The organism is Youhaiella tibetensis (assembly GCF_008000755.1).
Classification (GTDB): domain Bacteria; phylum Pseudomonadota; class Alphaproteobacteria; order Rhizobiales; family Devosiaceae; genus Paradevosia; species Paradevosia tibetensis.
In genome coordinates, this window is record NZ_CP041690.1 from 861,984 (window position 1) to 876,047 (window position 14,064).

Below are 14,064 nucleotides of genomic sequence, written 5' to 3' on the forward strand. Positions count from 1 at the left end.
CATACCAACGAAGATCGATTGGCCCTAGAACTACCCTCCCTCCGACCGACTCAAGTTCTTTGTAAAGCTTGCTCGCGATTTCTAGCGCCCGATCCAAGCAGGTCGGTGAGCATCTCACGTCGGGCAATAACTGCTTGAATGGCTTGAGGTAGCCCCAACCTTCTATAGGCCTACTGCGCAAAAATTCTGCCTTTGTGCCCCGGATCAGCGAATGCTCCAGCCACTGTTCAGATTTAAGGGCAGCACGCCGAGAGGAGCGCCTGGGCTTGGGAGTTGCGAGCTGTGAACGCGGTTGCTGAAGACGGTCCGTCTTTGCCGTCCCACGTCAACTGGTCGCCGGGTTGAGCGGCTGGAAGCTTAGTCTGTTCTGGTGCACGTCCTACCGCAAGCTTCGCCCAGTAACCCAATGGAGGTCTGGGGACGTTCAATGCAACGCAAACGCGGGTGAGATAGCTTCCTGACACACCGTACCTTGCAGAAATTATCGTCATCGGCTGAGACCAAACCTCAGCATGTAGCTCTTCCCTTGTAACAGTCATGGCCGCCATCCTTCGTCGATGACGTCGAGACGCGGCAGTTTATTTATCTCCCGATCTAGCACCGCTGGAGGCCAGTCGCCGTAACCCTCGCGTGCGTCCGCCGTGTTTCGACTGCCCATCATGTAGTCTCGGGCCTCTTTGTCCATTCCGCAGTCGCGGCTTCTCGTGGTGAACATGTGACGCCAAGCGTGATTGGGGCGCCCCAGGGGCGCTATGAGCCCGACTTCTTCCCTCACCCACTCCGAGACACGCTCGGCAGCATCTTTAGACCTGTGCCGGCCATCGGGCTTGGGCGGGGTCTCGTCTTTGTCGTAGGCCTCGTAGAATAGTGGCCCGTCGCCGATCTCCTTCACCAACTCCAGGAAGCCCATTTCTATGAGGTGCTGATGGATACCGACCGCCCACGCTTTCCCGCTCTTGGTGTTGCCGTCCAGCGGCGAAATTATGAGGTGGGGAATGCCACCTTCCTCGCTCAAATGACGCCCCTGAAATTGGGTGACTTCGGACGCTCTTAGGCCTGTATAAGCGAGTATCCATGGCACCCAGAACAATGCTCGCTTGTGCGGTGTGGATAGCGCTTTGGAGGAGCCCTTAAAGGTCGCCTTGAGTATCTGCAGGGCTTCTAGTTGGCTCCAACCTTTAGACCTCGTAGGGGCAGGGGAGGGCCGAGTGTCCCGGATATTGGAAGCTGCGTTCGTTGGCAGGTCAAACTCTTTGACGCCATGAGCCAACACCGATTTTACCGCCGAAATGTATGAGTCATCTATGGTCTTTGGAAGCAGCGCGGGCGAGGTTTGTTCCATCAAGCTGTCGCGCCATCTACGCACATCCGACTTAGTCACTCGGCCAGCATCGTCGTGCCCCAGAAACGCGATGAACTTGTTTAGGTAACTACGGGTAGTGGCGACCGTCTTCGGCCTGATGCTCGTTGTCTTGGCCTTGTGGTTGAGCAGCTCGGTCAGCGAAAGGTATTCGGTCTGTGCGGTCTGAGCCGGAGCGGGTAAGGGTGCGGCGGCAAACGAGGGAGCGCGGTCCAGTTCCACTATAGGCCCGTAGTCGCCAAGTTGCCTCGCCTGCAGGCCTAGTCTGGCTGTGGCCATGTGGTTAGCCATGGCGAAATTCACCAGCCCTCGTGTTGCAGCATTAGTATGGACACCCCGAGACTTCATCGCTTCGTCGGTCTCTGCACCGTGCATAGCGTCAAGCGCCGTCGCAAAATCGGCCCCGATGATCGCTGCGTACTCAGGATGTCGCTCAAGAAGGTGCCGGCTGAGCATCCGTCGCTGGTCGGGTGTGGCCTTGAGGTAGGCTATGAGGTCGGCCTTCAAGGAATCCGACTGAGCGACCGACATCCCAGACACCATCTTCTGCAATGGGCCTTCATCGAGGTTATCAAGCGATGGAATAGGGAGAGGAGCAGGGACTTCAAATGGGTCATCCTCATGCCGAGCCAAGAAGGCCCGAGCATGATCTGCCGCTAGGCCGTTAATTTGCTTGTGGGTGAGCGGTTGAGGGCCATGACGCAGGAGGTCTCGCCACTGCTGCCATTTGGTTTCCTGGTCGGCAGCAAGCCGCAAGTAAAGCTGTTCCGCTGGCCGCTGGTCCTTGGTGCCAAGCGACCGATGGACTTCCCTGGTGACCTTGATGCCAAATTCTTTCAGGCGGTCTCGCGCTGCCCAGAGATCAGGCGGCGTCGCCTTCCGATAATAGAGGATGCCAGTCTTCGGATGTGCCCACGGTCCCGCCATCAGCCACCTTTTACGTGCTGTGAATCGTGACATGCTTTGTAGCTCCGTTGTTAGCGGAAGCCACGGAAAACACTAAGTATTTGGAGTTTCAGGCAAAATTTCCAGAGGAAACTGGTGCTGCCGGACAGGATTGAACTGTCGGCCTCTCCCTTACCAAGGGAGTGCTCTACCACTGAGCTACGGCAGCGTGCCGGGGCGGAGAAGCTCCGTCCGAAGCGAACGGCGCTCTAGTGCCATAGGCCTTTTCTCGACGCAAGGCCAAAAAACGCCTATCACAGGGTTCAGTTCTTCCGGTTCGTTTACCCTCCAATGTCAAAATCCGATTCAGCCAAGGCACGCGAGCAAAGATTAGCCGCAAAGCTTCGTGAGAACCTCAAGCGACGCAAGGGACAGTCGAGGGCACGCGATGAAGCTGGCGAACGGCTCGCCTCCTTGCCGGCCGGCCACAAACCGGAGGAATCGGGCAAAGCGTGATCGGGAAGCCAGGGGCTTCGCCTTGAACGCCGATCCCGGTTCGGATACCTAACGCGCTTCAATTTGCGGGCCCGGCCCGCGCCCGGCTCCCTTTTCGATTCGGGCTTTTTGGGAAATCGATATGGATCGCATTCGTTTGGTGGGCGGCAACGAGCTCAATGGGGAAATCCTCATCTCGGGTGCCAAGAACGCCGCATTGCCTCTCATGATCTCCTCGCTGCTCACGCACGAGCCGCTGGTCCTCGAAAACGTTCCGCGCCTGGCCGACGTCAAGCAGCTCGAGCGTATCCTGGAGAATCACGGGGTGGATATCGCCGTGCACGGCCGCCGTCGCGGCGAGGCCGAGGGCGGCGGGCAGCGCATGACCTTCCACGCCAACGACATCGTGGACACCACCGCGCCCTACGATCTCGTCTCCAAGATGCGCGCCAGCTTCTGGGTCATCGGCCCGCTGCTGGCCCGCGAGCACAACGCCCGCGTCTCGCTCCCCGGCGGCTGCGCCATCGGCACCCGCCCGGTCGACCTCTTCCTCTACGGCCTCAAGGCCCTGGGCGCCGACATCGACATCGATGAAGGCTATGTCGTGGCCAAGGCGCCCAAGGGCGGGCTCGTCGGCACCACCATCACCTTCCCCAAGGTCTCGGTGGGCGCCACCCACACGATCCTGATGGCGGCGACCCTGGCCAAGGGCACCACCATCATCGAGAACGCCGCCCGCGAACCCGAGATCGGCAACGTCGCCGAGTGCCTGGTCGCCATGGGCGCCAAGATCTCCGGCATCGGCACCGAACGCCTCGTCATCGAGGGCGTCTCCGAACTCCACGGCGCCACCCACGAAGTGCTGCCCGACCGCATCGAGACCGGCACCTATGCCATGGCCGCCGCCATGGCCGGCGGCAACGTGCTGCTGCGCGGCGCCCGCCCCGAACACCTCCAGGCCGCGCTCGATACCCTCTCGGCCTCCGGCGTCCACATCACCAGCGAGGCCGACGGCATCCGCGTCTACCGCAACGGCAACGGCATCCAGCCGGTCGATATCGAGACCCAGCCGTTCCCCGGTTTCCCGACGGACCTGCAGGCCCAGTTCATGGCGCTGATGACCATGTCCACGGGCACCTCCCACATCCGCGAGACCATCTTCGAGAACCGCTACATGCACGTGGCCGAACTCGCCCGCTTCGGCGCCGACATCTCCGTGGATGGCCAGTTGGCCACCGTCCACGGAAAATCCCAGTTGAAGGGCGCCCAGGTGATGGCCACCGACCTGCGCGCCTCGGTCTCGCTCGTCATCGCGGGCCTGGCCGCGCGCGGCGAAACCATCGTCAACCGCGTCTATCACCTCGACCGCGGTTTTGAGCGCCTCGAAGAAAAGCTCTCGCGCTGCGGCGCCGAAATCGAGCGCCTGGCGAGCTGACCGGCCCGCCGCCTCCCGCTCTTTCCTTACTCCAGCACTTCGCGCCGCGCGGCCCCCGGGTCGCGCGGTTTGCTTTGGTCGGGCGGGCCCCGAGGCGGAATCCGCCTCATGGGTGAATTAGAAACGAGACGCATTCCGCCTCGGGGCGCCGGGATTTTGAGGACCTGGCGATCGAATGCTCCGTTCCGGCCGGCTTGATCGTCGAGCCCCGGATTCGAGCAGCGTCCCATGGACCCATGCAGGAGAAGCGACGCCCCCGCACGCCCGGCTGTCCCCACCGCCGCTGGTCGCTCTGCAGTCCGCCCGATGCGGTGGGGATGGGTGGAGTGTAGGCTGGGTGGGGAGTGGGGGGATAAGTTCTTGTGGGCGGACGCTACCTTAATCCAACCCAGCAGAAACCAAGATCTTACGATGTGCGCGACGACCAACTATGGCAAGGTATTGAACATCTTTATGTAGGGGCATCACAATGAATTGGAGGTTGCCACTGGTAACTCTAACCTTGGACGCTAGGGGCGTAGGTCTACCTGCTCAGTTGGCCGCCAAGGAGGTGTACAGCATTTTCGCCTTAACCTACCCGGCGATCCAAAAAGCAGATCTGTCGAATGTCCCTTCATTAGCTCACGAGACTGTTCACTATCACATGGAGTTGCTTGGTCGCTCGCCACAGGAGGAACTCGCATCCATCAACCGGCGACTTACCGCCATGTGCGTATCCGACCTCGCGCGGGGTGTCAGGCAATCTTTGGAAGATGCAGCAACGCATATCGACATCGTATCCGAATTGTCGCCAGACAAGTTCCGCGAGGAGATAGGGGATGGGCCCGAAGACACTATGACGGAAGCGATCCGGGCAGCTGTAGTCGCACGTCAGGAAGCAATACGGCGGCGAGCACAAGGCATGAGCCACCCAAAACTGGTACAGAAAGTGGTCAGTAGCCTTCGGGCGCCGTTGTCGTGGACACCTGAACTCGCGTCTTTTCAGAAACTGCGGAATTGCCTCGAGCATCGCGGCGGCATCGTGGGCCGCCAGGATGTCGACGAGACAAATACGATGAGCCTTCGGTTGCCGTACTTGAAAGTTAATGTCATCGGCGCCAGCGGCTCGGTCGCGCCGCTTGAAATTGGCAGGGAGCTTCGAGAATCGTCAAGCATCGAAGTGGAGGTCGCCGTCAGAACCACCAGGTTCAACCTGGGAGAGACCGTCGATATCGAGCCGGTGCGCGTCGGTGAAATAGCGTTCGCATGCTGGGTGTTTGCGGTCGATATTGTCGATAAGCTAGTTCCGGCTGCGGCGCAATCGAGTAAACACAAGATATACATTTAGATAGGATCGTCGGTATACTTTCATAAAGGGCGCAATGATTAAGTGATTCGCGGAAATGAAAATGAAGATATGTGGTGTAGCCATTACCGGCTCTACGGCAAATTTGGCGATCGTGTTCCTTGATGAGAACGGCAGCGCCCAGCATTATCCGTGTCAGACCCGCAAGATTTCTTTAGATGATGAGAAGTCCTACCAGTCGTTAGCGGCCTTTGCACAAGCCATTGCGGCTTTCGCGCACGAGAACGGGGTAGACGCCTTCTGCATCAAGGAGCGCGCCCTGACCGGGCCGATGGCCGGAGGTGGAACCACTTTCAAGATAGAAACGCTGATCCAGTATTGCAGCGGCAAGCCCGTCCACTTTGTCCATGCGAACACTCTGAGAAAATTCGAGAAAACGAACCTTGCTGGATTGCCGGCTGGGCTGCAGGCCTACCTGCATGATCCATACCGCGCCGGGGCTTACCACCTGAGTTTAGGTTAATCTGGTGCCTTTCGATATCAGTCTCTTGCCGGAGAATGTTCGCCCGACTGTTCAGCGGCTGCAGAAAACGATCACATTCAGCGACAACATAACCAAGGGTGCCAACGGCTACGTGTTGATCGGTCATAATAACCTACTGGATCGCCCGCAGGTTATGAAGATCTATTATTGGGGAGGGGGAGCTCATATCGAGCCCACGCTACTGGCGAAGCTCGAGTTCCCCAATATTCTGAAAGTGGACAGCGCAGAGCCGATAGACGAAGATGACGCCTATTTCATAACACGTTTTTGCGGCGGCGGTGACCTTGACGATCAACTCGCCGAAAAGGCTTTTGGTCCGCGAGAAGGAATAGATATTCTGCTTCAGATCGCCTCAGGCGTGAGCTACCTACACGGCCAAGGGTACCTCCACCGAGACTTGAAGCCGTCGAACGTGTTCTGCACAGATGGTGGCGTCTGGGTTGTAGGTGATTTCGGCTCGGTAGTGACCATGAACGAGGAGGGTTTCGCTTCCACGCAATCGAAGCACTCGATCATCTACCGACCGCCCGAAGATTTTGAGGAGGCAGCCCGCTTCTACCGCCAAGGCGACATCTACCAACTAGGCTTGCTCCTCTACCAAACCCTCGGTGGCCGCTTGGACTACGAGCAGGACAGCTGGCTGTCGCACGCCCAGATGAAGCAACGAGAGACATTGGGCGGCATCGAAGGTCACGTATACGCGCAGAGCTGTATCGGGTCAGTGATCCGCAAGGGCAAGGTACTCAAACTTGATACGCTTCCCGCGACGGTCCCCAAGCACCTGCGGCAGCTCATTCGTCAAGCTTGTCGAGTTGATTACAAAAGGCGTCCCGAAGCGGCTTCGGATTTCATCACTAAGCTCAACAACCTCCGGAGGAAAACGTTCGACTGGAAGGTAGTTGATGGCCTTTACCAACTAGATGTAAAGGGCAGGTCATTTCGACTCACTCCTGTCGATGGTGACCTGCAGGTCGAAAAGCGCGTTGCGGGGGGGTGGAAGAAGCAGCATGGTTTGCGGTTTAGTGATCCGCTACTGGCGGTTGGCGAAGTAGAAGACCTAGCAAGTTAGGCGCTCTCACCAGGGGTGTCCTCTGTGTCCACGGGTGTGACGTCAATCTGTCGCATGCTCGTAACGCACTCCGACCGAATCGACCCACCCCCCATTTCCCCTAACGCCCTAGCCTCGCCCCGCAACTTCTTGTAGATCGAACCGCAATCACCAGATTACCGTTACCCGTAGACCCTTCGGAATCAGGAACGACATGGCCGATCTCAAGCTGCTGGCGCTTGATAGCGACGATCTGGCGGTAATCTCCGCCCACACCCAGGATGCGGTCGTCCGCGTCGGGGACATGGGCTATGCCCAGCGCGACAAGCGCTTTGCCCTGCTGATGAACCGCTATGACTGGGAAGCGGGCACCGTGCGCAACAAGGGCGTGCGCAAGCGCGCCGCGCTGCATTTCGATCGCGTGCTTTCGGTCGCCAGCGCCGGCATCGATACCAATGCGCGCGAGGGCGTGCTTGAATTGCTCGCCATTTCCTTTACCGAAACCGATGCCCCCGCGGGCATCGTGGAACTGACTTTCGCCGGCGGCGGCACGGTGCGGCTCGAGGTCGAAGTCCTCGAAGCGCGCCTGCAGGACCTCGGCGCCGCCTGGGCCGCCAAGGCCCAGCCCCAGCACAGCCTCTAACCGGATCCTCTCGCCCATGCCTTCGTTCCTCGATACCCGCGACGCCGATTTTGCGGCCCGCTTCCAGGCGCTGCTCGAAGGCAAGCGCGAAAGCTCCCAGGAAGTCGGCGACGTCGTCAACACCATCATCGCGGACGTGCGGGCGCGCGGCGATGACGCCCTGGTCGAACTCACCAACAAGTTCGACAAGGCCAATGTGACGCCCTCCACGCTGCGCTTCACCCAGGAGGAGATCGAGGCGGCGGCCGCCCGCGTCACCCCCGAAGTGCGCTCGGCGCTCGAAACCGCCCATGCCCGCATCAAGGCCCACCACGAAAAGCAGAAGCCGGCCGATCACATCTATACCGACGAGATCGGGGTGACGCTGGGCACGCGCTGGACGCCCATCGAGGCGGTGGGCATCTATGTGCCTGGCGGGCTCGCCTCCTATCCCTCCTCGGTGCTCATGAACGCCGTGCCCGCCAAGGTCGCCGGCGTCGAGCGCATCGCCATGGTGGTGCCGACCCCGCGCGGCGAGATCAACGCCGCCATCCTCGCCGCCGCCAAGATCGCCGGCGTCACCGAGATCTATCGCGTCGGCGGGGCCCAGGCCGTCGCCGCGCTCGCCTATGGCACCAAGACGATCGCCCCGGTCGACAAGATCATGGGGCCGGGCAACGCCTATGTCGCCGCCGCCAAGCGGCAGGTGTTCGGCAAGGTCGGCATCGACATGATCGCCGGCCCCTCCGAAGTGCTGGTGATCGCCGATTCCTCGGCCAACCCGGCCTGGGTCGCGGCGGACCTCCTGGCGCAGGCCGAGCACGGGGCAGGGGCCCAGTCCATCCTCGTCACCACCGATCCGCGCCTCGCCGATGCCGTGGCGAAGGAAGTCGACCGGCAACTGGCCGTGCTGCCGCGTGAACAGCTCACCCGCGAGGGCTGGGAGGAGTTCGGCGCCATCATCACCGTGGCTTCGCTCGACGAAGCGGTGGAACTGGCCAACCGCATCGCCTCCGAGCACGTCGAACTGGCGGTGGACGATCCAAAAGCGCTGATGCCGCGTATCCGCAATGCCGGGGCCATCTTCCTCGGCCACCACACGCCTGAGGCCATCGGCGACTATGTCGGCGGCTCCAACCACGTGCTGCCCACGGCGCGCTCGGCGCGCTTCGCCTCCGGGCTCGGCGTGCTCGATTTCGTCAAGCGCACCTCGATCCTGGGGTGCGACCCGTCCTCGCTCGCCATCCTGGCGCCAGCGGCGGTGACGCTGGCCGAGACCGAAGCCCTCGACGCGCACGGGCGCAGCGTCTCCATCCGGCTCAACCGCTAGGGGAGGGCGCGGCTTCTTGCGTGACTTCGATGCCACGACCGACCGGATCGTCACCGTCACGCTCGATCCCTCGACCATCACCTCGATCGATCCCGACGAGGTGCACGAGTGGCGCATCGCCATCTATGACCTGGTCGAGGACAACCGCTTCCGGCCCGCGCGCGTAAAGGCCACCGGCCCCTATGCGCTGCACGTCTCGATCGTCGCCAACTACATCGTGCTCGACGTGCGCGATCCGGAAACCTTCGAGCCGATCGCCGCGCACTACCTCTCGCTCACCCCGTTCCGCCGCCTGATCCGCGATTACTTCCGCATCCGCGACAGCTATTACGAAGCCATCCGCTCGGCTTCGCCCTTCCAGATCGAGACCGTCGACATGGCCCGGCGCGGGCTTCATAACGAAGCGGCCGAGCTCTTGCGCACCCGGCTGGTCAACAAGCTCGAGATGGATCTCAACACCGCGCGGCGGCTCTTCACGCTCATCTGCGCCGTCCAGCCCTACGCCAAGCGCATCGACGAGCGCGACAGCGAATTGCCCACGGTGCTCTTCGTCTGCTCGATGAACTCGGTACGCTCCCCCATCGCCGCGGCGCTGGCGCGCAAATACTTCCCGGGCCGCCTCATCGCCCGCTCGGCCGGCGTCCAGTCCGGCAAGGCCGATGCGTTCGTCCACGAGGTGATGGAGGAGGTGGGGGTGGATATGTCCGTCCACACGCCCCATACTATGGATGAGCTTGTCGCCAATCGTTTCGATCTGGTGGTGACGCTTTCGCCCGAAGCCGACGAGGCCGTCCGCAAGCGCGGCCTGGAAATGGGTGCCCTCGAACACTGGAACGTCAGCGATCCGACCCTTGTCGAGGGGAACCGCGAGGCCGTTCTGAGCGCTTACAGGACGCTGCGCGACACCCTTCAGCAGAAGGTTCGCGAGCGTCTGGAGCCGCTTGTCGCGACCGGTTCGGCGGCTAGTTCACAAAGCGCCTGAATTCCTATAGGTTGCGCGCAATTTCGGCTTGGGACTGGGCATTTAGCTCCCCTCCCGGCCTTTTCAGGAGAAAGTATGGCAAAGGAAGAAGTGCTCGAATTCCCGGGCGTTGTGATCGAATTGCTTCCCAACGCGACCTTCCGGGTCAAGCTGGAGAACGGCCACGAGATCATCGCCCACACCGCTGGGCGCATGCGCAAGAATCGCATCCGCGTTCTGGCGGGCGACAAGGTATTGTGTGAAATGACGCCCTATGACCTGACCAAGGGCCGCATCACCTACCGCTTCAAGTAACGAGTTTCGCGATTGGCCAGCCGCCCCGAACTGATTCTGGCTTCCGCTTCGCCGCGGCGCCTCGCGCTCCTTAATCAGATCGGCATCGAGCCCGAGCACCTGGTTCCCGCACACGTCGATGAAACGCCCGAAAAGGGCGAACTGCCGCGCAAGCTGGCAGCGCGTCTGGCCGACCTCAAGGCCATCGCCGCCCAGCAGAAGGCGCGCCAGGCCGGCATCGGTGGCAATGCGCTCGTGCTGGCTGCCGATACGGTGGTGGCCGTCGGCCGCCGCGTGCTGCCCAAGGCCGAGATGATGGAAGAGGCCGCCGACTGCCTGCGCCTCCTCTCGGGCCGCGCCCACCGCGTCTATACCGGCGTCTGCCTCCTGACGCCCTCGGGCCAGGCGAGGCGGCGCCTCGTGGAAACCCGCATCCGCTTCAAGCGCCTTTCCAACCGCGAGATGGAGGCCTACCTGGCCTCCGCCGAGTGGAAGGACAAGGCAGGCGGCTACGCCATCCAGGGCATTGCCGGCTCGTTCGTGGTCAAGCTCGTCGGCTCCTATTCGAGCGTCGTTGGCCTGCCGCTCCACGAGACGGTGGCCTTGCTTTCGGGCGAAGGATATCCTGTCACCTTCAACTGGCTCAACCAGTCCAACCTGACCTCCGTCTGAGGCAGCAATGGCCGACGCCAAAGTCACCCGCCTGCGCCCTGTGCGCCCCTGTCCCATTTGCGGAAAGCCCTCCACCCAGGCCTTCCACCCCTTCTGCTCGGCCCGCTGCGCCGACATCGACCTCAACCGCTGGCTGACCGGCGCCTACGCGATCCCCGAAGAGGCCGATGAAGAGAGCGGCAAGCAGGACGAAGGCGGGGAAGACTAGGCTGGGGTAGGGGCCTGCCGGCGCGTTCGCGCAAGCGGCACTCGGACGATCGTCGCGGCCGCGGAAGCCTCCCCAACACGAAGCCTCCCCCAAGCGCCTTCCACCCGCCCCGATCTTCCTCGGGCGAAGACCCGTGGCTCGTTGCCACTCTCCACCCGGGTGTTAGCCATCCGTGGCCCTCGGCTCGGTGTAGTGGAGCGTTCTGGGGGGCGTATCTCGACTCAGGGCCGCACCCCCACCCTTGTTCCCTCCCCACAAGGGGGAGGGAGACGTGCTGGCACGATCTCGCCCCAACGCTTCCCTCCCCCTTGTGGGGAGGGATTGAGGGTGGGGGTGAGCCAGGGGATCTGACTTATGATGCTGGATTGATGACACTCAACGCTACCCACCCCGATCCCCGGGCGAAGATCCGGGGTGGAGCCATCCATGGTCCCCGGCTCTGCGGCCGGGGAAGGGTGGTGTTATGGCCGGTAACGGCTAGCCCAAGCCGCCCCGACCTACGGCATCAACTGCCCGCCGTTCACATCGATGATCTGACCGGTGATGTATCCGCTCATCGCTTCGGAGGCCAGGAACACGTAGGCGCCCACGCAATCCTCGGCGGTGCCCAGCCGCTGCATCGGGATTTGCGCGCGGGCCGTTTCGCGCACGCTCTCGGGCGTCCGGTCATGGAAAGGGGTTATGATGAAGCCGGGCGCCACCGTGTTGACGCGTATCCCGTCCATGGCGAACTCCCGCGCGGCATTGCGCGAGATCGAATGCACCGCGGCCTTGGCCGCCGCGTAGACCGTCGAGCCTGAGAACCCGCCGAACCGCCCGGCGATCGAGCCGGTATTGATGACCGAGGCCTTTCCCGAAGCCTTCAGGTGCGGGTAGGCGGCCTTGGTCATGGCCAGGATCGAACGTACGTTGAGATCGAACACCCTGGTGAACATCTCCTCGTCGAACCCGGCATTGGTGACCCGCTCGAGAATGCCCCCGGCATTGTTGACCAGCACGTCGAGCCCGCCGAGCCCGGCCACTGCCTCGCCCACGATTCGCTCCGCTTCGCCCGCGTGGCTCACATCGCCCGTCACCACCACGGCCTTGCCGCCGCCGGCAATTATCCGGTCGGCGATCCCCTTGGCTGCATCGGCGTTCCTGTGCCCGTGCACGGCCACCGCCGCACCCAGCCGTCCCATCTCCAGCGCCAGGGCCGCCCCGATTCCGGTGGAGGACCCCGTGATGAGTGCGCGCTTGCCTTTCAAATCCTCGAGCATCGTTTTTCCAATCTACCATACCAGTTGTGCAAGCCTAGCGCGGCCAGCCAAAACCGCAATGGGCGGCGCGATTTGAGTTCCTCACAGCCACTTCGGAAAATCGTCGCTTTCGCCCTTGCCAGCCCAAATCTCATTGCCTATAAACCGCCAGCCTTCGGCACGCCGAAGCGCCTTAAAGATGCCCGGGTAGCTCAGTTGGTAGAGCAGCGGATTGAAAATCCGCGTGTCACTGGTTCGATTCCGGTCCCGGGCACCACTTCTTTACCCCAAATGACGACAGGCCACCGCTCGAGCGGACGGAACGCCGTCTGCACTCATGGCTGGGCACCGCTTGCCGAACTTGACCGAGCCATATTTGTGGCCTCTGGATCACCGCCATAAAGCCTATCGCAGTGGAGAATGAGCGATGACTTCCAGAGTTTTGCAGTTGCGACGTGCCTTCTCGATCCTGGCAGGCCTGTTCCTGGTCCTGGCCGCCGCTGCCGCCCAGGCGCAGACTGTGGATGTCCGGTTTCCGCGCGGCGCGTCCGGCACCACGATCGATGGCTCGATCAAGGGGAACCAGAGCGTCAAGTATCGCATCGGCGTTTCGGCCGGTCAGCGCATGAGTGTCCAGCTCGACACCGACAATGCGAGCAACTACTTCAACGTCACCGCGCCCGGTGCTTCCGAGGCGCTCTACAACAGCTCGATCAACGGCAATGGAACGAGCTTCGTCATTCCCTCGAGCGGCAACTACACCGTGACCGTCTATCTGATGCGCAACGCGGCGCGCCGGAACGAGCGCGCCAACTACCAGCTCTCCGTCTATGTCGAGAACGCGGCGGGCGCGCCTGCCCAGCGCGCACCCAAGCCGAAATCGCCGCCGCCCAACCCGGCGCCCGCCAACCTCTCGACCTCGCAGATGTCGCGGTTCTGCGCCGGCGAGGCTTCGGCCAGCTTCGGCGTGCGTCCCCAGGAGATCACCACCAATGCCGCTTTCAAGAGCGGGGACCGCTACGTGGTGCAGGGCTATTTCGATGCGTCAGACGGCACGAAGTTCTTCAATTGCTGGTTCGACCTGGACGGCAGCTTCCAGTCCGTGAACTGACGAGGGCGCCGGCACAAAGGCTGAGACGGATGGCCCAGCTTTTGGGACGCCGTGCCAATCCCAAAGCCGCCGCGCCATGACACGATGGGACAACGCCACCCCCGGAGTTGTCCCCCATGCGCCTCCTTGTCCTCGCCTGTCTCGCGCTCTTCCTCCTGGCCCAGCAGAGTCTTGCCCAGGAGACCCGGGTCATCGTGCCCGATCATCCCAACGGCATCCCGGTCAATGGGTGCTTCCGGGCGAACCAGAACCTTTTCGGGCCCTATCGGCTCACCTTCTGCCTCGACCGTCGCGGCACCTACCAGGTGCGCGGCGGTGGCGTCAGTTGCGACGGCCGGCTGACCTGGCGCGTCTCGGGACGCGATATCCGGGTGGACCTGCAGCGCACCTCATGCGGTCGCGGCCGCGCCTGGGAGGCGGCCTCCATGGAGTGCCGCCAGGTGGGCGGCGTCCTCGGCGCCATTGCCGGGCGCCTGCTCGACATCCCCGTGCTCTCCTCGCTCCGCTGCACCTACCACCCTACCGTGGCAGGCGTGGGCCCGCGCACCTTCACCGCTACCCGCCAGTAAGGAGTCC

General features: G+C 62.3%; 14 protein-coding genes, 2 tRNA genes and 1 pseudogene. 14 read left to right on the top strand and 3 right to left on the bottom strand.

Annotated elements, in window-relative coordinates; genetic code table 11:
- Positions 1 to 535: 535 nt before the first annotated feature.
- Positions 536 to 2,320 carry a site-specific integrase gene (locus FNA67_RS04205; RefSeq protein ID WP_147655182.1) on the bottom strand — a complete coding sequence of 595 codons (1,785 nt, stop codon included), beginning with the start codon at positions 2,318 to 2,320 and terminating at the stop codon, positions 536 to 538.
- Between the two features lie 79 nt (positions 2,321 to 2,399).
- A tRNA-Thr gene (locus FNA67_RS04210) sits at positions 2,400 to 2,474 on the bottom strand.
- Between the two features lie 408 nt (positions 2,475 to 2,882).
- Here FNA67_RS04210 and murA point away from each other — a divergent pair.
- The 11 genes and pseudogenes from murA (at position 2,883) to yacG (ending at position 11,139) form a co-directional block, all read left to right on the top strand.
- The gene (murA, locus tag FNA67_RS04215; RefSeq protein ID WP_049704000.1) at positions 2,883 to 4,175 is read left to right on the top strand and encodes a UDP-N-acetylglucosamine 1-carboxyvinyltransferase; all 1,293 of its coding nucleotides are present in this window, start codon (positions 2,883 to 2,885) and stop codon (positions 4,173 to 4,175) included.
- Between the two features lie 535 nt (positions 4,176 to 4,710).
- On the top strand, positions 4,711 to 5,502 hold the full coding sequence (locus FNA67_RS04220; protein ID WP_147655183.1) for a hypothetical protein: 792 nt from the start codon (positions 4,711 to 4,713) through the stop codon (positions 5,500 to 5,502).
- Positions 5,503 to 5,557: 55 nt separating this feature from the next.
- Positions 5,558 to 5,983, top strand: a complete 426-nt coding sequence (locus FNA67_RS04225; RefSeq protein WP_147655184.1) for a DUF3010 family protein — start codon at positions 5,558 to 5,560, stop codon at positions 5,981 to 5,983.
- A gap of 4 nt (positions 5,984 to 5,987) precedes the next feature.
- Positions 5,988 to 7,073, top strand: a complete 1,086-nt coding sequence (locus FNA67_RS04230; RefSeq protein WP_147655185.1) for a serine/threonine protein kinase — start codon at positions 5,988 to 5,990, stop codon at positions 7,071 to 7,073.
- A 193-nt stretch (positions 7,074 to 7,266) separates the two neighbouring features.
- Positions 7,267 to 7,695 carry a DUF2948 family protein gene (locus tag FNA67_RS04235; protein ID WP_049704003.1) on the top strand — a complete coding sequence of 143 codons (429 nt, stop codon included), beginning with the start codon at positions 7,267 to 7,269 and terminating at the stop codon, positions 7,693 to 7,695.
- Between the two features lie 16 nt (positions 7,696 to 7,711).
- Positions 7,712 to 9,004, top strand: coding sequence for a histidinol dehydrogenase (gene hisD, locus FNA67_RS04240; protein WP_147655186.1), 1,293 nt, complete (start codon positions 7,712 to 7,714; stop codon positions 9,002 to 9,004).
- Positions 9,005 to 9,020: 16 nt separating this feature from the next.
- Positions 9,021 to 9,488, top strand: a pseudogene (locus FNA67_RS22460) (UPF0262 family protein); the annotation flags it as partial.
- A 57-nt stretch (positions 9,489 to 9,545) separates the two neighbouring features.
- Positions 9,546 to 9,986, top strand: coding sequence for an arsenate reductase ArsC (locus FNA67_RS22465; RefSeq protein WP_170267393.1), 441 nt, complete (start codon positions 9,546 to 9,548; stop codon positions 9,984 to 9,986).
- Between the two features lie 75 nt (positions 9,987 to 10,061).
- Positions 10,062 to 10,280: a translation initiation factor IF-1 gene (infA, locus tag FNA67_RS04250; RefSeq protein ID WP_049704005.1), complete on the top strand. Its 219-nt coding sequence runs from the start codon at positions 10,062 to 10,064 to the stop codon at positions 10,278 to 10,280.
- A 12-nt stretch (positions 10,281 to 10,292) separates the two neighbouring features.
- Positions 10,293 to 10,931: a Maf-like protein gene (locus FNA67_RS04255; protein ID WP_049704006.1), complete on the top strand. Its 639-nt coding sequence runs from the start codon at positions 10,293 to 10,295 to the stop codon at positions 10,929 to 10,931.
- Between the two features lie 7 nt (positions 10,932 to 10,938).
- Entirely contained in the window at positions 10,939 to 11,139 is a 201-nt protein-coding gene (gene yacG, locus FNA67_RS04260; protein ID WP_049704007.1) for a DNA gyrase inhibitor YacG, read from the top strand.
- Between the two features lie 497 nt (positions 11,140 to 11,636).
- Here the strand turns inward: yacG and FNA67_RS04265 are convergent, their stop codons facing one another.
- Positions 11,637 to 12,398: an SDR family NAD(P)-dependent oxidoreductase gene (locus FNA67_RS04265; RefSeq protein WP_147655187.1), complete on the bottom strand. Its 762-nt coding sequence runs from the start codon at positions 12,396 to 12,398 to the stop codon at positions 11,637 to 11,639.
- Positions 12,399 to 12,578: 180 nt separating this feature from the next.
- Between FNA67_RS04265 and FNA67_RS04270 the strand changes: the two genes are divergently transcribed.
- The 3 genes from FNA67_RS04270 to FNA67_RS04280 all read left to right on the top strand — a co-directional run bounded on the left by FNA67_RS04270 (position 12,579) and on the right by FNA67_RS04280 (position 14,057).
- Positions 12,579 to 12,654 (top strand) — tRNA-Phe (locus FNA67_RS04270).
- Positions 12,655 to 12,804: 150 nt separating this feature from the next.
- The gene (locus tag FNA67_RS22095; RefSeq protein ID WP_210246433.1) at positions 12,805 to 13,488 is read left to right on the top strand and encodes a hypothetical protein; all 684 of its coding nucleotides are present in this window, start codon (positions 12,805 to 12,807) and stop codon (positions 13,486 to 13,488) included.
- Positions 13,489 to 13,604: 116 nt separating this feature from the next.
- Positions 13,605 to 14,057 (top strand): hypothetical protein, encoded by a 453-nt coding sequence (locus FNA67_RS04280; RefSeq protein ID WP_049704009.1) that lies wholly within the window; start codon positions 13,605 to 13,607, stop codon positions 14,055 to 14,057.
- Positions 14,058 to 14,064 lie beyond the last annotated feature (7 nt).